Origin of the sequence: Rouxiella silvae (assembly GCF_002093625.1) — a bacterium.
In the GTDB taxonomy this organism is placed as follows: domain Bacteria; phylum Pseudomonadota; class Gammaproteobacteria; order Enterobacterales; family Enterobacteriaceae; genus Rouxiella; species Rouxiella silvae.
Genome location: NZ_MRWD01000002.1, coordinates 78,963 through 97,170, shown reverse-complemented (window position 1 = coordinate 97,170; position 18,208 = coordinate 78,963). Strand labels below are relative to the sequence as shown.

Below are 18,208 nucleotides of genomic sequence, written 5' to 3'. Positions count from 1 at the left end.
TATTAATAGCCAATCGCCACCGCAAAGGTCAGCATCGCAATGGCCAGGGCGGCAAAAATCAGAAACAGCGGTAACACAAATTTGGCCCACTGCGTCCATCCCACCTGCGCGGATGCCAAGAAAATAAGCAGCCCGCTGGAGGTCGGCGTGATCATGTTGGTTAGCCCGTTGCCCATTAAAAAGGCAAAAACAGTCGTCTGCGGTGCCACGCCGGTAAGCTGACCCAGCGGGCCAAGAATAGGCATCGTGACGGCCGCCTGCCCCGAGGTCGAAGGGATAACAACGTCGAGCAACAACTGACAAATAAACATGCCGTAGGCTGAGATGTAGGGACCGTGCTGCCCCACCAACTTCACCAGCGCGTTGATCATCGTGTCCATCACTCGGCCCTGAGTCAGCACGATTTCAACCGCCGTAGCCAGACCAATCAGCAGACCGGCAATCAGCACTTTTTTCATACCGCTGACAAACGCATCCGCTGAGGCACTGGCCCCCATTCCGCTCATCAGTGCAAAAATCATGCTTAAAAACAGGTAGTAAGCTGAAAGTTGTGTGTTTTTCCAATGCCACTGATTGGCGGCGAATACCATAAACGCAATGCCCACCAGCAGCGCTGTCATCATCAGACTGTGGCGCAGTGACAGAGGTTTTACCGAAAAACTGACCTCGACGTCCTGATTAAGCTTGCCGTGACGGCGTATCGCCCACAACACAAACGCGATGCCCACGAGCATAAAAAGCGCATAGGCGGTTAACCTAAGACTCAGACCGCTGAAAATTTGTACCCCGACCAGCGGTTGGGCAATCGACAGTGCATAAGGATTAGTCACCGACGCCAAATATCCGACCTTGACGGCGATCGCGACTACGGCCAACCCAAGAATGTTCGGCAGGCCAAGACGATTCATAAGCGCCACCACCAATGGGATCACCAGCAGGTACTCCTTGGCAAGCCCCATAAACGTGCTTCCTGCTGAAAAAACTAGCATTAGCGTCGGCACTAAAAAATAAACATTGCCTTTGGTGACGCCCAGCAAACGCTCCAGCGAGGACTCAATGGCCCCAGACTGATTAAGCACGCCAAACATACCGCCGATAAACAGCACCATGACGATAAGCCCAGCCTGTTTTACAATGCCGGCAGGTATCGCCATTATGCCGTCAATAATGCCAACGGGTGCAGCCTGGCCCGCCGGTGGCGCTTCACCCAGACCTATCATCTGCGACAGTGAAAAATGTTTTTCAATCTGCTGATAGGTGCCAGGGATCACTTTTTGCCCCTGATGCTGAAACTCTCCGGCGCTGAGTATCCAGGTCATCACCACCGCAATCACGACAATAAACAGCAAAACTAGCGTCGGGTTCATTTGCTTTGCAGGAGTGAAGCTCTTGCCGGTCTTTAAGCCGGATTCCGTCATGGTGTTGCCCTCTGGTTGAGATTAAACAGCCGTTAAAATGTTGAGTTTGACGGACAGCCGAGCTGGCTCGAAATTTCTGCCGCCGCCTGAGTGAGTTGCGCAATAATATTGTCCGCGTTAATTTCAGCGCGCTGCACCGGGGCGCTGAGGCTCAGCGAAGCAATGCAACGACGCTGGCTGTCGAAAATAGGCACGGCAAACGCCCAAACCCCGGGAGTAAGTTCACCTGCGGATCGCGCCAGCCGTTGTTGACGAATGTTCAGCCATTGCGCGGAAAGTTGAGTGGGATTGTCTGACTGCTGCAGGTATTTGTCCTGTAGGTCGTGTGCAGCATAGGCCAGCAGCAGTTTGCCCGAAGGCCCTTCGCCCAATCGACGGCGATTGCCTACCAGGCTTCGCACCTGAAGGGTTTGCCTGGAGGTTCTTGCCGCTATCTGCACCACTTCCTCGCCCTCGCAGAGCCTTATCTGCAAATTTTCATTGAGGCTGTCACTCAGCCTGTCGAGCAGGGGTTCTGCGGCCTGCAGCAGCAGGTTTTGACTGCGTGCTCCCACACCAAGCACCAAAATTTGATGCCCAAGGCGGTAGGTCACCGGGTCTGCACTTTTTTGCACATAAAAACGTGCTTCCAACGTGCACAGCAGGCGATAAACGCGGGACTTATTGATACCACTCAGACGCGCAATCTCGCTCAGCCCCACGCCGGGTTTGTCTGCCAGCAAGTTCAAAAGCTGTAGTGCGCTGTCAACGCTGGCGACGCCCAAATCGCTCATAATAATTCCTTTGATATCAATCGGTTCACCTATCAAACCGGTGTTTTATTTTTGATGAAATTAAACATTACACGATTCATGAATGATGACAAGGGTGTCCAAATCACAACTGCGCCTCTGCTCACAGTGTTTTATTCTGCTTAAAATGCGTTCGCTGAAGCGTCAATGAATTTATCGGGGCAACGGGATAAGTTTTGGTCTGCGGGAGGGGATATTGCTGGTGTAAGACAGTACGGTGAATTTTTTTGTGGGCGTTTCTAAAAGGATGCAATTTTCCACAAATGTTAATATTCTGTGTTACTGTTTAAATTAAGTAACTTTGCGTTAAATAATGTTACTAATATATTTGTGGCCACTGATCTTAATCAGAATTCGCGCTGATTCTGAATCGATCGCATTTTGGACTTTCAAATCTAGTAGAGGTGTATTTATGAAGTTTGATAATGAAGATGCTTTCAAACTTGCTTCTAAATTTATGGACAGCAACGCCGAAAAATTGACTGAGGTGACCTACTTTGTGAAATTTTTGGAATCCTACACAAAATTTGATGAATGGCTAAAATCGGAGCACCCGATTGAGTCTGCAAAAAATGCCAAGAAGACGTTAAAGTTCACGTCCTGACAGCCGCCTGAAAGGCGTGCACACTGAATTTAAAAACCCGCCAGTGCGGGTTTTTCATTTTATCTAAAGTGGATTTTATCAGCTGTTTTAGCACGGCACTAACTGGCGGGCTTGCAGTCGGAGTACACGTAACCTTCTTTGGCATTACGCATAACATAACTGTCGCCAAACTTGGCAAACACCATTCCATCAATCGTTTTAGCGGTAAAGATCTTGCCACCGTCGGGCGTCTTAACCGTTTTAAGCTCTGGGCTGGTAACGATCCCTTTGCCTTCAGGACTGATCGAGAACGTGCTGCCACTGTCGGTCAATTCACCATTGGCGCTGATCCGCTCTGAATGAACCGTACCATCATCACCTTCTGTATTGTGCGTAACGCTGCATTGAAAATTCTGTGCCGCAGAGGCCGTTAACGGCAAAGCCAATAAGATGATGATTGATATTAATGATTTTTTTAGCATGCCATCCCCCAACATAATGATATGTACAGAGAATAGCATCGGTGATGCACTGCGGAAAACCCCAATCAGAAAGGATTTAGTCGTCTAGCGCTGATAAATCCGCGTTTCATAGGGGCGCAGTCTTTGCAACTCACCTTCATCGTGATAATTACCCAGCAGTAATTGCCAGCCTTCCAGCGCCAACTGTTGCACATTGACGTCCTGATCCTGGGGACTGAAATTACCGATAACCACCGCCTGGCTGTCGTTCAGCGTCCGGGTGTAGGCATAAATATTCGGGTCAGTGGGCAGCAGCAGTGCATAACTTCCCTCGATAAGCACTGGCATCTGCTGACGCAGAGCAATGAGTGCACGATAAAAATTCAGTATCGAACCGCTGTCTTCGCGTTGACGCGCCACGTTGATTTCACGGTAATTTCCGTTCGCCGGATACCACGGCGTTGCCGCACTAAAACCGCCGTTGGCACAGTCATCCCACTGCATTGGCGTACGTGAGTTATCGCGCCCGCTGCGGCTTAGAAATGCCAGAATATCCGCTTCGTCTCTGCCCTGGCGTCGCATTTCAACCGCGCGTTTTTTAGCGGCCACGTCATCAAAATCATCCAGACTGGCAAAGTGGGTGTTGGTCATGCCCAATTCCTGTCCCTGATAAATAAACGGCGTACCTTTCATCAGGAAATACATCGCGGCAATGGCCGTTGCACTTTCGTGATGGTAATGCTCAACGTCGCCCCAGCCAGATACCACGCGAGGCAGGTCATGATTCTCGACGTATAGCGCATTCCAGCCTTTGTTTTCCAACAAGGTCTGCCAACGGGTAAAGATATTTTTTAACCCTATCAGGTCGAGCCCGGCATCCGGTCTGTCGCGTTGGCCGTCCTGCCACAACTTCACGTGCTCAAACTGAAAGATCATGTTCAGCCTGCCGTGCTGCTCCCCTACCCACGCTTCGCCTTGCTCGGCGGAAGCCCCGTTCATTTCGCCGACGGTGACAATGTCGTAACGATTGAACACTTGCTCGCACATGTCATCGACGTAATCGAGCAGCCCGTCATAGTTCAAATGGCGTTCGAACGACGGCACAAAAGGCAGCCCCAATGGATTGGGCATATCACTCAGAGCCGACTCTTTTTTCATGTGGCAGATGGCGTCGATGCGGAAACCGTCGATGCCTTTGTCGAGCCACCAGCGCATCATCGTGTACACCGCCTCGCGCACTTCTGGGTTCTCCCAGTTGAGGTCCGGCTGTCTTTCTGAGAATAAATGCAGAAAGTACTGCCCGCTGGTGGCGCTGTATTTCCAGGCAGAACCGTTGAAAATACTTTCCCAGTTATTGGGCTCGGCCCCTTTTTTGCCGTCGCGCCAGATGTACCAGTCGCGCTTTGGATTATTACGCGAGGCGCTCGACTCCAAAAACCACGGATGTTCGTCGGAGGTATGGTTTACCACCAAATCAATAATCAGGCGCATACCGCGTGCATGAACTTGCTCAAGCAGGCGGTCAAAATCGGCCATTGTGCCAAACTCTGCCATGATTTGCTGATAATCACTGATGTCATAACCGTTATCATCATTGGGCGATTTGTACATCGGGCAGATCCAAATAAGAGTGATCCCCAAGTCTTGAAGATAATCGAGCTTGTCAGTGATGCCATTCAGGTCACCGATGCCGTCGTCGTTGCTGTCTTTAAAGCTGCGCGGGTAAATCTGGTACGCCACAGCCTCTTTCCACCAGTTTGCCATCATGACCTCTCAAAAATTATTGCAAAAGATTCATAGGGTTGCAGTTCCAGTTGTGCGTCAAGCTGCTCACGCGGCGCACAGTTACTGATAAGACAGCGGCCCTGCAACGACTGCAAATTTTTTGGCACGTCGAGCGTAAGATGCTCGCGCGTGAAGTTATTGATAACCAGCAGCGTCTGCTTCTCTAGGGTGCGCAACCAGGCAAACACTTTCGTATGCTCGGCAAAAACTTGCTGAAAATCGCCGTGCACTAAAAGTGGCAACTGTTTGCGCAAGGCGATCAGTTGCTGATAGTGATAAAAAACAGAGTTGGGATCGGCAAGCGCCGCCGCCACGTTCACTTGCTCATAGTTCGGATTCAATGCAATCCACGGCTGACCGTCGGTAAAACCGGCATTCGCGCTGCTGTCCCACTGCATCGGCGTGCGCGCATTGTCACGTCCGTTGGCGTGTATGCCGCCTATCATCTGCGCGTGGCTTACCCCTTCGGCAATCCGTTCCTGATAAAGATTCAGGCTTTCGATATCGCGATAATCTTCAATATGGGCAAAATGCACGTTGGTCATGCCAATCTCCTCGCCCTGATATATATAGGGCGTCCCCTTTAAGCAGTGGAGTGCGGTGGCGAGCATTTTCGCTGACACCACGCGATACTGGCCATCATCACCAAACTTGGAAACTGCGCGCGGCAAATCGTGATTGCTCCAAAACAGCGAATTCCAGCCGCGATGCGCCAGTGCCGTCTGCCACTTGTTTATAACCGCTTTAAAACGCAGCAGGTCGAAAGGTTGGTTGCACCATTTGCCTTGATGCGGGTCCCAGAAAAGCTTGATGTGCTCAAACTGAAAGACCATCGTCAGCTCTTTGCGCTCCTCGGCGCTGTAAAGCAGGGCATCTTCCGGCGTGGCGCTCCACGTTTCACCCACCGTAATACTGTTGCGCTTACCAAAGGTTGCTCGGTTCATCTGTTGAAGATACAGATGAAGATTTTTCCCGTTGGCCATAATTTGTTGATCGACCTCTTTGCCAATCAGGTCAATAACGTCCATTCGAAATCCGCCGATACCCTTATCCAACCAGCGATTCATCATGGCGTGAACCTCGTCGCGAACGCGAGGATTATCCCAATTTAGATCCGGCTGGCGGGTCGAAAACTGATGCAGATAGTATTCGCCGCTCGGCTTATCTAACGTCCAGGCGCTGCCTCCAAAGTTGGAGCGCAAGTTGTTGGGCGGGCCGCCGTCGGTGGCAGGTTTTCGCCAGACGTAGAAATCACGGTAAGTGCTGTTTGTTGAGCTAATTGCGTCGACAAACCAGGGATGTTCATCGGAGGTGTGGTTGACGACCAGGTCCATCAAAATATGGATATCACGCGCCTTGGCCTCGGTAATAAGACGCTCCATGTCGGCCATTGAGCCAAAGATTTCCGCAATGTCCTCGTAGTCGGAGATGTCGTAGCCGTTGTCATCCATGGGCGAGCGGTAAACCGGCGACAACCACAGCAGATTGATGCCAAGCTGCTGCAGGTAATCCAGTTTGCTGATAATACCGCCAAGGTCGCCGGTGCCGTCACCGTTGCTGTCCATAAAACTGCGCGGATAAACCTGATAAACCACCGCGTCTTTCCACCCTCGTGCACTGTGCGTATCACTCATCTCTAAATCTTCCCCAAGACCCACTAATGTCTTTTTGCCAGAATGCGCTGGAATGCACAGCCCTTGCTGTCGAACAGGTAGCAGCGCTCCACCGGCAGGCGTACGCCGACGGTTTCACCGACGTTAATTGCGGAACGCTCGGCGTGCCTGACCACCCAAGGTTCGCCTGCGTTGCCGTTGTCCAGATACAGCAGCGTTTCATTGCCCATTTGTTCGACAAACATCACTTCTCCCTGGTATTCGCACTGTTCCCTATCGCCACTTCTAATATGCTCAGGACGAATGCCGATATTCACGCTGCGGCCCTCAGCCGTGGCCGGCGTCGCGATGGGTAACGTCAGCGTTTTGCCATTGTCCAGTTCGACCACGCTCTGCTGTTCACCCGAGTGGCGCAAAATGGCCGGGATCAAATTCATCTTCGGCGAGCCGATAAACTGGGCAACGAACTCATTGGCCGGATGGTCATACAGCTCAAGCGGGGTCCCCACCTGTTCGATATTTCCCTGATTGAGCACCACAATACGGTCGGCCAGCGTCATGGCTTCGACCTGATCGTGGGTCACATAAATAATGGTGACGCCCAAACGCTTATGCAGGGCCGCGACCTCCATGCGCATCTGCACGCGCAGTGAGGCGTCAAGGTTGGAAAGCGGCTCGTCAAAAAGGAACAGTCTGGGTTCACGCACAATGGCGCGACCAATCGCCACACGCTGACGCTGACCGCCGGACAAGTCTTTCGGCCGCCGCTCAAGTAAAGGTTCCAGCTGTAAAATGCGCGCGCATTCTCGCACCCGCTGGTCAATCTCCGACGTCGAATGACGCGCCAACTCCAGCGCAAACGCCATGTTCTGATACACGCTCATGTGCGGATAGAGCGCGTAGGACTGAAATACCATGCCGATGCCGCGCTCGGCGGGACTGTCGTCGTTAACATAGTCCCCGTCGATATACATACCGCCGCCGCTTATCTCTTCAAGCCCGGCAATCATGCGCAGCAGCGTTGACTTGCCGCAGCCCGAAGGCCCAACGATCACCACAAACTCCCCGCTTTTAATCTGCAAGTCCAGCGAGCTAATCACCTGCGTCTTGGCACCGTAGCGTTTTTGAATGTTATCCAGCGTCAGTTGCGCCATATCACTCTCCGAATTCAGGTTGAAGTCATGCCGGCTGTGCGCCGGCATGGGTGAAGTCTGCTGCTATTTCAGATAATTGAGCCACGGGCTCTGACGAGAGATCATCACATCGACTAACTCAGGGATCGCCCGGCATTTGTTATTCACCGAATCCACCAGCAGCGCCTGAATAACCAGGTCACGTGAACCCGTAAGGATCGCCTCGGCGGTCAAGTCATGAATGGCAATCTGATTGCTCAGCAGCCCGCCTATCCCCGCCGGAACGGTGACGTTAATGCCGTGTACGCCCTTGCGGTCAATGATGGCTGGCACCTCTACGGCAATAAACTCTGGCAGCTGCTTGATAAACCCGCGATTGGGAATATTGACCGCTGACTCCTCGTAACCTGAATCGGTCAATATTCCTTCCATAATCGGCACCACTCTCTCTTTCAACTTAAGTTCTATTTTCGGCTGCGCCTCGCCGAGGTAATTGCGATAGAAAGTATAGAAGTCGAGAATGCCGCGATGGTCACTGACCTCGCCTGCCCAACTGATGTATTCGCCAAAGTGACTATCGCCGGTGATCGGCAGATGGTGGAATTTTTCGAGGATCTCTTTGAATAGCGTGCGGTCCGCCCACGGATAACGGCTATCTTTGCCGCCCAGCGCGTGGCGCTCGGTGCTGCCCTCGGTCTCTACCAGTTTGCCGTGGATACGCGTGTAGGCCAGGATATCGCTGTAGCCGGGCAGGGTTGAGAAGTAATCCGGCGCTTTGGCACGTACGTCGGCATAGGCATCTTTACCACTGTCTTTGTAACTTGCCTCAAGCAGTACGCTAAAGTGGTTGAGCCCACCGGCGCGCAGGTTCAGGTTATCGAATGAGGTGCCGAGCATTTCTGGCAGGTAGCGCTCCAGCGAGGCGATTTCGTGGCACATGCCCACAAAGTTCAGCTCAGGGAAGCGGCGATGCACGGTGGTGCAAATGCGGCTCATCGGGTTTGAATAGTTGAACACCCACGCATTAGGGCAAATATCGGCCACGTCGGCACAGATATCCAGAATAGGCGGAATGATGCGCAGTGAATGGAATAACCCCCCTGGTCCGCCGTTTTCACCATAAACCTGCGCAATGCCGTACTGCTGCGGGATTTGCCAGTCCAGGTCCCACAGGGCAAAACGGTCCCCGACTTCTATCGAAATGATGACAAACTCCGCCCCGCGTAAAGCGGTACGGCGATCGGTGGTCGCACTGATGATAAACGGCAGGTCTTCTTTTGCCAGAAAATCGCGGGCCGTCTTTTCAGTGACCGCCAGCGCAGCGGGATTAATATCCAGCAGCACGATTTCACTGCCGTACAGTGTCTTGCTCTGGAAAATATCACCCAGCGTGCCGTAGCCAAACTGTGCGCTGCCTGCGCCCACTAATACGATTTTTGTAGCCATATTGGTTCTGTCTCCTGACGGTTGTTTTCTGGGCATCAGCCTTTGACTGCGCCATTGGTTAATCCACTGACGATGCGTCGCTGGAAAATCAGCACCACCGCCACAATGGGAAGCGTGACAATCACCGAGGAGGCCATGATGGCTCCCCACGGAAGTTCATATTGAGATGAGCCTTGCAGCATGCCGATAGCCACCGGCACAGTGCGTTTATCGCTGGAAATAACAAACGTCAGGGCGAACATGAATTCATTCCATGCGCCGATAAACGCCAGCAGTCCGGTGGTTACCAACGACGGCCCCATGATCGGCGCAAAAATGCGGCTGATAATGGTCCAGGTGCTTGCGCCGTCGACGATGGCCGCCTCTTCAAGCTCCTTCGGGATTGCCTTCATGAAGGTGGTCAGGACCCAGATGGTGAACGGCAGCGAAAAAGTGGTGTAAGACAGCACCAGCGCACCAAGCGAGTCATAAAGCCCCATAAAACGTACCAGTTCAAACATGCCGGACAGCACCGCCACTTGTGGGAACATCGACACGCAAAGAATGGTGAACAGCAGATATTTTCGGCCTTTAAAGCGAATGCGTGACAAGGCAAAAGCGGCGGTGATCGACACCAATAGGCACAGACCGACGGTCAGCGTGGCCACCACGGCAGAGTTGAACAGGCTACGGGCGATGCCGTTGTCCATCAGCGCCGTGACGTAGTTACTCCAGTTCAATTCATTGGGCAGCCAGACCACGTTGAACAGGTTTTGTCCCGAGCGCAGCGAGGTGATAATCGCGTAATAAAACGGGAATAGGCAGATCAAACAGGCCAGCGAGGCTCCTGCTAGCAGGAGTGAACGATGGGCAAGCTGTTGCTGTTGACGGTTCAGTCTCATTATTTTTCCTCTGAATTACGGCGGCGGCCCAGCATCAGGAAGCAGGCTGCAATACCTGCGACCATCATGAATACCAGCACCGATGCGGCGGAACCGGAGCCCATTTCCTGATAACTCACCAGCAAGTCTCGCGCATAGCCGGAAACAGAAACGGTAGCTTCACTGTTCGACGTCAGGATATAAATCAGGTCAAAGACGCGCAGCGCATCCATGACGCGGAAAATCAGCGCCACGACCATTGCAGGCATGATTAACGGCAGAGTGATACGACGAAAACGTTGCCAGGCATTGGCTCCGTCAATTCTTGCCGCTTCGTATAAATCGCGCGGGATAAGCTGTAGCGCAGCCAAGAGCATCAGCGCCATAAACGGGGTGGTTTTCCAGACGTCAACGATGATCACCGCCCACATTGAAAGCCCAGGATCAGCCACCCAGGCCAGCGGCGTATTGATGACGCCTATTTTGAGCAGCAGGTCATTTACCACGCCGTACTGGTCGTGGAACATCCAGCTCCACATTCTGGCAGACACAATCGTCGGGATAGCCCACGGCACGAGAATGGCGGTGCGCACCAACCCTTGACCGCGAAATTTCTGATTCATCAGCAGCGCCAGCAGCATGCCGAACACCAGCTCAAGCGAGACCGATATCAGACTAAAGCGCAGCGTGTTGCCCACTGCCAGCCACCAAAGTGGGTCGGCCAGCACGCCGTAATGATGGCCCCCTTCAGCCAGGTCAAAGTAGTTGGCGAATCCGACAAAGTGGTAGTCCTCGGGTGCGTCCAGCATCGCGTCGGTAAAGCTGTAAAACAGCGTGCGAAACAGCGGCCAGCCTGCAACGGCGGCCAGCAACAGAACAGAGGGTGCGACCAATAGCCAGGCAACACGACTGCGGCGTAGCTGATAACTCGGCTTGGTGCGTTTTTGCGCACGGCTGCCGAGGTTATCGTCAGAAAGGGATAAAGAGCGTGTTTCTTGCTTCATGCATCAATCTCCGGACCGTTAATGGGGCGCAGCGCTTAGCGCCATCCTCTGGCTTTAATTCTCTCGAGCCGCTGCTGTAACTCCGCAACCGCCGTCGCGCCGTCGCTGTCACCGCGCAGCACGTTATACGTGGCGTTGTAAATAGCTTTGGAGACCTGAGCGTATTGACGCTTGGTCTGGGTGGCTGGACGAGGTTTGGCATGAATAAAGACTTCTTTGAAATCGGCAAGATAAGGCGCCTGCGCCAATACCTCGGGGTCGTCATACAGCGCGGTGCGTGATGGCGCCCAGCCGGTCAAGGCCAATGCTTTCTTCTGCGATTCGGCGCTGCTGACAATTTTGAGCAAGGCGATAGCCGCCTTTGGATTCTTGGTATAGGCGCTAATGGCCCAGTGCCAGCCGCCCATGGTGCTGACAGACGTGCCGTCTTCACTTTTTGGTAAAGGCATCACGCCGACTTTGCCACGGATGGCGCTGCTGCGGTCTTCGGCCAGCATGTAGGCATAGGGCCAGTTGCGCATAAACAGCGCATCGCCGTTCTGGAACACCGAGCGGGATTCTTCCTCCATGTAGCCCAATGAGCCAGGTGGCACGATTTTCCCCACCCAGGCGGCGGCCATATCTAACGCCTGCGCTGCCCGCGAATTGTTGATGGTGATATTGCCCTGCGCGTCAATAAAGCTGCCGCCCTTCTGCGACTCAACCCATTCCAGCGCGTTACAGGTCAGGCCTTCATAGGCTTTGCCCTGAAACACCAGTCCCCAAAAATTCTTGTGCCCCGCCTCGCGCTCGCCCTGCTGAACACGCGTGGCGATACGGGTCAAGTCTGTCCAGGTCACGGGCGGTTTTTCACCGTATTTTTCTAATAAATCTTTTCGATAAAAAAGCGCACCGGCGTCCATATAGGCAGGGATAGCCTTGACGCGCCCGTTGACGATGTCGTTTTGCAACGAGGTGGGGAAAAAGTCGTTACGGATGTCAGCAACGCTGTCGGTCAAATCCAGAAGATGTTTGTCCAACACGCCAATCCACACGGTATCGGCCTGAAACAAGTCAATGGCCCCCGAATCTTTGGCGGCAAACAGCTGTTGAAATAAAGAAAGTTTTTCATTCGAGGCGGGAGGAAGACTGATAAAGGCCAAAGTATGGCCGGTTTGCGCTTCGAACTGCTGCTTGATAAAGCTACAGAACTGGCGACCTTCCTTGCTCGGTGGGCACTCCATACGCAGGGTATCAGCCCGTGCCAGACCCGACGTGAGGGCCAACACGGCAGCAATCAATCCTGGAATCACTCTTCTCATGGCTTGCTCTCAGATGGTGGCGGGAATACCGTCATGCATGAAAAATAGCGAAGCGGAGACATTGGCGGAAATTGATTTTCACCGCTACGATATAGAAATTCTCTATATCACCAATGGAATATGTGATCTTGGATAAAATTCTACGGCAGTTTATCGAAGTAGCGATGTTCAAAAATGTGAGTCATGCTGCAAACAAACTTTGCCTTAGCCAGCCGACACTTACGCATAATATGAAGAAGCTGGAAGAGAATCTTGGCGTACAGTTGCTGGAGCGGACGTCGACAGGTGTGAAAACCACGGAGTATGGCGATCTTCTGCTTGAACAGGCGCAGATGATGCAGCGTATTTATGAAAATACGCTCACCAAACTGGCATTTATCAAAGCACGTCAGGTGCAGAGTCTGCGAATGGGGACTGGGCACGCCTGGTGGTACATGTTTGTGCGCGACAGTTTTAACGCCTACAGAACGTTGCACCCCACCGTGAATATCCATGTTGATCAGGGAAATCACCTGCGGCTGATGGATCTGCTGCTGGGCGGTGATATCGATTTATTTATAGGTCACGAAATACAGGGACTAAATTCGAAAGCAGGCATCAACTTTACGCCGCTGTTTAGCGTTTCCGACAGTCTATTTGTTCGCCGTGGTCATCCGCTGTGTAATAAGGTTATCGAACCCGTTGAACTGCAGGACTACCCGTGCGTAGAACTGACGCCGGACGAAGGACGTTTTCAACATATAGTGGAAGATATGCAGCCCAAAAGGCTGGCGCGAAACCTGATGCATCTGGAAGAACGAGTGATCTGGTCGACTAACTCGATGATGGCGGCGGTAGACATGATTAACGACTCCGACGCGGTAATGATCAGTTATCCAAGATGCATGACGGAATATTTTGCCCGCTACAACATTGTGCCGCTGCAAAGCAGGCAAAAAAGCCCGCGTTACAACGTGGGCTTTTATATGATGCGTGAAAAGATGGACACAGCGCACGTGGTGCAGATGCAGGAGTTGATGCAGCAACACCTTGAGCCAATCCGCCACCTGCTGGTTTAGCTATTTTTAGGCATTAACGCCGTCAGTGCCTCGTAAAGCGACCGGGTATTTCCCGGTCCTACCACCAGATGATACTCCGTGCAGTGCTGCGCCGTGTCGACGTCCAGCACTGACTTAATGTCATCCAATGACTCCAGTCCTCGCCTATCGAGCCGCGAGGTGTCGCGTATTTTTACTCTGATTCTACTGGCACAGTAGCTCATCTTGACGAGGTTTTCCGCCCCCCCCATTGCCTTTAGCACTAGCACCGCCAGCTGTTGCTTATCCATGTTGCCTCCTGAAAGCCCCTTTGCATTTTCCGCAGCAGCATAAAACCGATATCGGGCGATGTGAAATTGATTTAAACCCGAGCGATATAGAGTTTATCTATATCGCTCGGGTTACGTGGGCAAGGTTTGTGAGTAAGTCAGAACAGGTATTTAAACCGCACGCGTGCGCCATAGCGAGGTTGGTGATTGGAGTCACCTTCTGCAGAGGAATTTAACCACGACGTGTAGGCCCCGAGATAAATATTGAAGTTAGGCATATCCATAATGTTCGGTAATTGCCAGGAGGTGTGAAGGGTATGAATATCATAATTACCCGGTGCCAAAATAGCGCAGTCGGTAATGCACTCGCTATCGATACCGGAAATATTAAACTCGGAAATCTTATTATGGGCATAAATGTAACCCACCTCCACCCGATGCCAAAGGGCATTAACTCCGGCACTGAAGTCTTTTTCTTTTTTTGCATTCATCATGGCGGTATTCAGGTTGATGACGGTGCCGTCCTGCGGGTTATTTTTTAGCGTATTCCACGTCATGGTTAATCCGTAGCCCGTGCGCCCCGACTGGTCGTTCCATTTCCCGTTATTATCGGTATAGCCATAGGCATTATTGACCAGATTGCTTTCCATCGCCGCCGCAACGGAATAGTCACCAGACTGCCATGCAATGACTGGCCGGACATACACGGCATTTTTCTGATTTTCCAACGCCATTCCGTGATAACGCTGGTCGACATACAGCGAGCTGCCATCTTCTACCAGATTGTTGACTTCAAAATACCAGTGACCGACATTTTTGCTTAATTGAAGGTTGCCTCCGCTGTTGCTGCGCCCACGCCCCTCTTTCATCATGTAAATATAACCGTAGCCGTCGCTGTAAAGATTGTTCGCGGTATTGCCGGAATACTCGACAAACGTATCCTGATTAAGCGGGAACATATCATAGGCTTCAAAGCGCCCAACTTTCACCTGCCAGTCATTCTGTTGGCCGAAAAAGAAGGCGGCATCGTCGAGGTTCATTTTGCCATTCATATCCGCCAGCGGCTGTACGTTGAAACCGGCATATTGGCCGTTGGTCGATGTTTGCATGCCCTCCACACCCAATAAAATCCGGCCATTAATGTCCCATCGCTCTTTATTGCCGGGTGCCCAGTTTTTATTAGCGCTGGTTTTTAAAGACGTCAGACTTCCTGTACGGCTGGCTCCGTCGAGATTAAATTCAACGTCACCATAAAATTTAAGCGAGGCGTCTTTATTTAATTTAATCACCGGCTCGTGCTCACTCTTATTGGCGGCCACGTCGCGATTTTCAACCGCCATTGGCCGCTGTTTTAATTTTACTATTTCCGCCTCGGCCTTATCGGCACGCATTTCGGCGGACTGTAGGCGTTGCTCGAGTAATGCAAAACGCTGATCTACCGTTAAAGATGATTGTGAATAAGCAGGCCCAGAGAATACACTGACGCACAGCATCAGTCCGATTTTTTTATTCATCGAATTAATCCTTGCTTGTTAATATAGAAAATAAAGGTGCACAAAGCCTGCCCCAATATTTAGGGCAGTGCTCTTTTATATAATTATTTTAAATTCCAGCTGCCACACTCTTTTATAATCGCGGTCCCAGACCAGGCAAAAAGCATTAACTGATGCTGCTGCGGATAAATACGGCTGCTGAGACAGGCCTCCCCGTCATTAACGAAGACTTCAACCGAAGAGCGGTCAAAAAACAGCCTCAGATTTAGCTCTGTCGTTCGCGGCAGCGGCACGCTCCGTTGTCCACAAAGCCCCAGTTGCGGATAATTGCGCTCAAGAACCAGACGTTGCGACTGACTATCGATATAAAGCCGCATGCCATCTTGCAAGGCAATGCCATACTGCTCGGCGTCGCTGCCGGCAAGATCCCAGTGGAGAACAACTTCCGCAGTTTCACAGTGCTCCATCACGCACAGCGCTTTATTGTGCAGCGTACTGACCGACCAGCGGGAAAAGTCTTGCCGAAGTGCTTCCACCTCCCTCGCAGGCCGCATTTGCACGCGGTTATCTTCGGTTACTGTCAGCTCACGAGGGAGCGAAAGCATGCCAGCCCATCCGTCTTGCTGCTCGGGCAAGGGAGATTCCCACATGTCCATCCAACCGATAACGATGCGACGACCGTCCGGCGTTAAGAAACTTTGCGGCGCATAAAAATCGTGACCGTGGTCAAGCTCGTGAAATATAGTTTCTTGCACAAAGGCCTCGCCCGGCTGCCAGTGACCGACAATATAGCCACTCTGGAATAAATTCCGATTCGCATAGCCCTGCGCCGCGATGCCCTGCGGGGAAAACATCAGCACCTGCTTCCCCTGTAGCGTAAAGAAGTCCGGGCATTCCCACATAAAGCCCATGCCCTGCGGCGCCTCAGCCAAAATGCCTTCATCGTGCCAGTGATGCAGGTCCTCTGAACGGTATAGCCTGACCATGCCGGTATCTTCAACGCGCGCGCCCACCACCATGTACCACATCCCGTTCTCGCGCCACACCTTAGGGTCACGGAAGTGATGCAGTCCCACGGGGGTATCGAGCACCTGCCCCTCACGCGTAAAGTGAACGCCGTCCCGGCTGGTGGCCAGACATTGCACCTGGTAAAGATTCTCGTCGCAGGTGTTATCGCCGTGAAACTTGTGGCCGGTGTAAATCAGCGCCAACTCCTCACCGTTGACCACCGCCGAGCCTGAGAAACAGCCGTCTTTATCTTCCGGCCCTTCCGGCGCGAGTGCGACGGGCAGATGCTCCCAGTGCAGCAAGTCGCGACTGCGGGCGTGTCCCCAGTGCATTGGCCCCCACTCGGTGGAATAGGGATGATGTTGATAAAATGCGTGATACCAACCGTCGAACCATACCAGCCCGTTGGGATCATTCATCCAGCCAGCGCGGGCTGCAAGATGATAATCGGGATACCAGCGCATCGTTAGCTGGTCGCGTTTAGCGGTCAGTGCGTGTTCAGCTTTTTCAATCAATAAGGTCATAATTATTCACTCTTAATTCATTCAAACGGACGAGGGGTGGGGCATGACATCTTCGGGTGCGAGTTTGTGACTGCTGAGAAGAAAAATTGAGATAAAGGTGGTGCAGAAGACCATCAGCCCCATGATTAAATAGGACTGGGCGAAACCATATTTTTCATAGCTGTAGCCCGCCAGTGGCGAAAGAAAGGTGGCGATAATGGAGCTGGTGCAGGCAAAGCCGACGAGATAAAGCGTGGAGGAGAGCCGCTTGTCGAAGTTCAGACTGTTATATTTGAAGACCGAGACCAACAGAATAGGCAGTTCGACCGCGTGCAGCAGCTTGGTAATGGAAATAAGCACCGGCCCTTCTACCAGCCCTGACGACATCATGCGCAACGCCATCACCATGCCAGCAAAGATCAGCCCATTTTTAGCGCCAATGCGATTTACCAGCCACGGCGCACAGAACATGCCCGCCGCCTCCAGGAATACCTGGAAAGAGTTCAGGTAACCATACATCGCATTCCCCTCCCGCAGGGTCGCAAACTGCGAAGAGAAATAGACCGGAAACTGCTGATCGTAAACGCCATAAATGCAGGTTCCGACCACGAAAAATACTAACGCCCAGAAGCGCGGCAGCGTGAACAAACGCAGCGCATCTTCTAACGTCACCTTTTCTGCGCCCTGCTCCACTTTTTCCAAACTGGCAGGGGTACTCACTTTAAGCCGCGCCAACAGGGCAAAAAACACCAGCCCCGAACATGACGCGAGCACAAAGTTGAGTTTTGGATTGATATTGAACAGAAGACCGGCAAAAAAGGTCGCCACGGCCCAACCGAGTGACCCCCACATTCGGGCTTTACCGAATTCAAAGGTGCTCTGACGTGACACTCTTTCGGTGTAAGACTCAAGAACGCCAATGCCGCCGTTAAAAGTCAGGCCGATAAACACACCGCCGAAGACACTGCCCAACAGAATGTTGATACTGAGAAGATAGCCAAAAATCACATACGCTGGGCCGGAAAGAATAAGCAGCCCCGTGATGTACCACAGCAGGTTCTTGCGTAAGCCGAGCCGGTCCTGAATAAAGCCGTAACATACCTGTGCACAAAGTGCCGAAACGGACAGCACGGAAAAGATCACGCCAGTATCCATCGCTTTTAATCCAACCTCTTGATGAAGCCAGATGGAAAGCAGAGAACTGGACGATGACCAGCTCACGAAAAAGAAGAACAGCAACGCACTTAACAACGGATAATTTTGAGAATGATGTTTTTTCATCATGGCAGTCTCAGTGAGGAAGATGATGAAATGGTAACGTTAACATCACACCCGCCTCACGCAATTTAAAGTGAACTTATGATGTTAATCACACAAGTTAACGTTAACATACCAGTTATGAGAGCACGATCATGATTTAATGACAATTCTCCTGCGGCATCGCGAATTACGGAGAACAAAAAATATCGCCCATCCTTTTACTTCACAATCGGAGTTGTATAG

16 protein-coding genes are annotated in these 18,208 nt (G+C 52.1%); 2 read left to right on the top strand and 14 right to left on the bottom strand.

Translation table 11 applies throughout. From position 1 onward, the window contains the following. Positions 1-2: 2 nt before the first annotated feature. Positions 3-1,418 (bottom strand): YfcC family protein, encoded by a 1,416-nt coding sequence (locus BS639_RS01520; RefSeq protein ID WP_084982054.1) that lies wholly within the window; start codon positions 1,416-1,418, stop codon positions 3-5. Between the two features lie 32 nt (positions 1,419-1,450). Next, complete coding sequence (locus tag BS639_RS01515) at positions 1,451-2,191, bottom strand: IclR family transcriptional regulator (RefSeq protein WP_055783474.1); 741 nt, start codon at positions 2,189-2,191, stop codon at positions 1,451-1,453. 430 nt (positions 2,192-2,621) lie between these two features. Between BS639_RS01515 and BS639_RS01510 the strand changes: the two genes are divergently transcribed. After that, positions 2,622-2,813 carry a hypothetical protein gene (locus BS639_RS01510; protein ID WP_055783471.1) on the top strand — a complete coding sequence of 64 codons (192 nt, stop codon included), beginning with the start codon at positions 2,622-2,624 and terminating at the stop codon, positions 2,811-2,813. Positions 2,814-2,911: 98 nt separating this feature from the next. Here the strand turns inward: BS639_RS01510 and BS639_RS01505 are convergent, their stop codons facing one another. From BS639_RS01505 to BS639_RS01470, 8 genes are all read right to left on the bottom strand, one after another. Next, positions 2,912-3,274 (bottom strand): hypothetical protein, encoded by a 363-nt coding sequence (locus tag BS639_RS01505; RefSeq protein ID WP_055783466.1) that lies wholly within the window; start codon positions 3,272-3,274, stop codon positions 2,912-2,914. 84 nt (positions 3,275-3,358) lie between these two features. Beyond that, a complete protein-coding gene (locus BS639_RS01500; RefSeq protein ID WP_084982103.1) occupies positions 3,359-5,017 on the bottom strand; it encodes a glycoside hydrolase family 13 protein in 1,659 nt (552 codons plus the stop codon). After that, the gene (locus tag BS639_RS01495) at positions 5,017-6,672 is read right to left on the bottom strand and encodes a glycoside hydrolase family 13 protein (RefSeq protein WP_084982053.1); all 1,656 of its coding nucleotides are present in this window, start codon (positions 6,670-6,672) and stop codon (positions 5,017-5,019) included. Before BS639_RS01495 ends, BS639_RS01500 begins: the two co-directional genes overlap by 1 nt. Before the next feature lie 23 nt (positions 6,673-6,695). Continuing rightward, positions 6,696-7,805, bottom strand: coding sequence for an ABC transporter ATP-binding protein (locus BS639_RS01490; RefSeq protein ID WP_084982052.1), 1,110 nt, complete (start codon positions 7,803-7,805; stop codon positions 6,696-6,698). Between the two features lie 63 nt (positions 7,806-7,868). Further along, positions 7,869-9,230 (bottom strand): family 4 glycosyl hydrolase, encoded by a 1,362-nt coding sequence (locus BS639_RS01485; RefSeq protein ID WP_055783455.1) that lies wholly within the window; start codon positions 9,228-9,230, stop codon positions 7,869-7,871. Between the two features lie 35 nt (positions 9,231-9,265). Then, positions 9,266-10,111: a carbohydrate ABC transporter permease gene (locus BS639_RS01480; RefSeq protein WP_084982051.1), complete on the bottom strand. Its 846-nt coding sequence runs from the start codon at positions 10,109-10,111 to the stop codon at positions 9,266-9,268. Further along, positions 10,111-11,094 (bottom strand): carbohydrate ABC transporter permease, encoded by a 984-nt coding sequence (locus BS639_RS01475; RefSeq protein ID WP_055783448.1) that lies wholly within the window; start codon positions 11,092-11,094, stop codon positions 10,111-10,113. Before BS639_RS01475 ends, BS639_RS01480 begins: the two co-directional genes overlap by 1 nt. A gap of 35 nt (positions 11,095-11,129) precedes the next feature. Beyond that, the gene (locus tag BS639_RS01470; RefSeq protein WP_055783445.1) at positions 11,130-12,395 is read right to left on the bottom strand and encodes an ABC transporter substrate-binding protein; all 1,266 of its coding nucleotides are present in this window, start codon (positions 12,393-12,395) and stop codon (positions 11,130-11,132) included. A 122-nt stretch (positions 12,396-12,517) separates the two neighbouring features. On the opposite strand from BS639_RS01470, the gene BS639_RS01465 reads away from it, so the two are divergent. Continuing rightward, positions 12,518-13,453 (top strand): LysR family transcriptional regulator, encoded by a 936-nt coding sequence (locus BS639_RS01465; protein ID WP_055783771.1) that lies wholly within the window; start codon positions 12,518-12,520, stop codon positions 13,451-13,453. Here BS639_RS01465 and BS639_RS01460 read toward each other — a convergent pair. From BS639_RS01460 to BS639_RS01445, 4 genes are all read right to left on the bottom strand, one after another. Further along, positions 13,450-13,722 carry a PTS transporter subunit EIIB gene (locus BS639_RS01460; protein WP_084982050.1) on the bottom strand — a complete coding sequence of 91 codons (273 nt, stop codon included), beginning with the start codon at positions 13,720-13,722 and terminating at the stop codon, positions 13,450-13,452. The genes BS639_RS01465 and BS639_RS01460 overlap by 4 nt on opposite strands. 137 nt (positions 13,723-13,859) lie before the next feature. Further along, on the bottom strand, positions 13,860-15,215 hold the full coding sequence (locus BS639_RS01455; protein ID WP_084982049.1) for a carbohydrate porin: 1,356 nt from the start codon (positions 15,213-15,215) through the stop codon (positions 13,860-13,862). An 83-nt stretch (positions 15,216-15,298) separates the two neighbouring features. Next, positions 15,299-16,726 carry a glycoside hydrolase family 32 protein gene (locus BS639_RS01450; RefSeq protein ID WP_084982048.1) on the bottom strand — a complete coding sequence of 476 codons (1,428 nt, stop codon included), beginning with the start codon at positions 16,724-16,726 and terminating at the stop codon, positions 15,299-15,301. A gap of 21 nt (positions 16,727-16,747) precedes the next feature. Beyond that, positions 16,748-17,989 carry an MFS transporter gene (locus BS639_RS01445; protein ID WP_084982047.1) on the bottom strand — a complete coding sequence of 414 codons (1,242 nt, stop codon included), beginning with the start codon at positions 17,987-17,989 and terminating at the stop codon, positions 16,748-16,750. Positions 17,990-18,208: the final 219 nt, after the last annotated feature.

Coding starts and splice junctions, on each gene's coding strand:
- BS639_RS01485 (WP_055783455.1), bottom strand. CDS start 9,230: ATGGCTACAAAAATCGTATTAGTGGGCGCAGGCAGCGCACAGTTTGGC.
- BS639_RS01470 (WP_055783445.1), bottom strand. CDS start 12,395: ATGAGAAGAGTGATTCCAGGATTGATTGCTGCCGTGTTGGCCCTCACG.
- BS639_RS01515 (WP_055783474.1), bottom strand. CDS start 2,191: ATGAGCGATTTGGGCGTCGCCAGCGTTGACAGCGCACTACAGCTTTTG.
- BS639_RS01505 (WP_055783466.1), bottom strand. CDS start 3,274: ATGCTAAAAAAATCATTAATATCAATCATCATCTTATTGGCTTTGCCG.
- BS639_RS01520 (WP_084982054.1), bottom strand. CDS start 1,418: ATGACGGAATCCGGCTTAAAGACCGGCAAGAGCTTCACTCCTGCAAAG.
- BS639_RS01475 (WP_055783448.1), bottom strand. CDS start 11,094: ATGAAGCAAGAAACACGCTCTTTATCCCTTTCTGACGATAACCTCGGC.
- BS639_RS01480 (WP_084982051.1), bottom strand. CDS start 10,111: ATGAGACTGAACCGTCAACAGCAACAGCTTGCCCATCGTTCACTCCTG.
- BS639_RS01455 (WP_084982049.1), bottom strand. CDS start 15,215: ATGAATAAAAAAATCGGACTGATGCTGTGCGTCAGTGTATTCTCTGGG.
- BS639_RS01495 (WP_084982053.1), bottom strand. CDS start 6,672: ATGAGTGATACGCACAGTGCACGAGGGTGGAAAGACGCGGTGGTTTAT.
- BS639_RS01490 (WP_084982052.1), bottom strand. CDS start 7,805: ATGGCGCAACTGACGCTGGATAACATTCAAAAACGCTACGGTGCCAAG.
- BS639_RS01460 (WP_084982050.1), bottom strand. CDS start 13,722: ATGGATAAGCAACAGCTGGCGGTGCTAGTGCTAAAGGCAATGGGGGGG.
- BS639_RS01450 (WP_084982048.1), bottom strand. CDS start 16,726: ATGACCTTATTGATTGAAAAAGCTGAACACGCACTGACCGCTAAACGC.
- BS639_RS01510 (WP_055783471.1), top strand. CDS start 2,622: ATGAAGTTTGATAATGAAGATGCTTTCAAACTTGCTTCTAAATTTATG.
- BS639_RS01445 (WP_084982047.1), bottom strand. CDS start 17,989: ATGATGAAAAAACATCATTCTCAAAATTATCCGTTGTTAAGTGCGTTG.
- BS639_RS01500 (WP_084982103.1), bottom strand. CDS start 5,017: ATGGCAAACTGGTGGAAAGAGGCTGTGGCGTACCAGATTTACCCGCGC.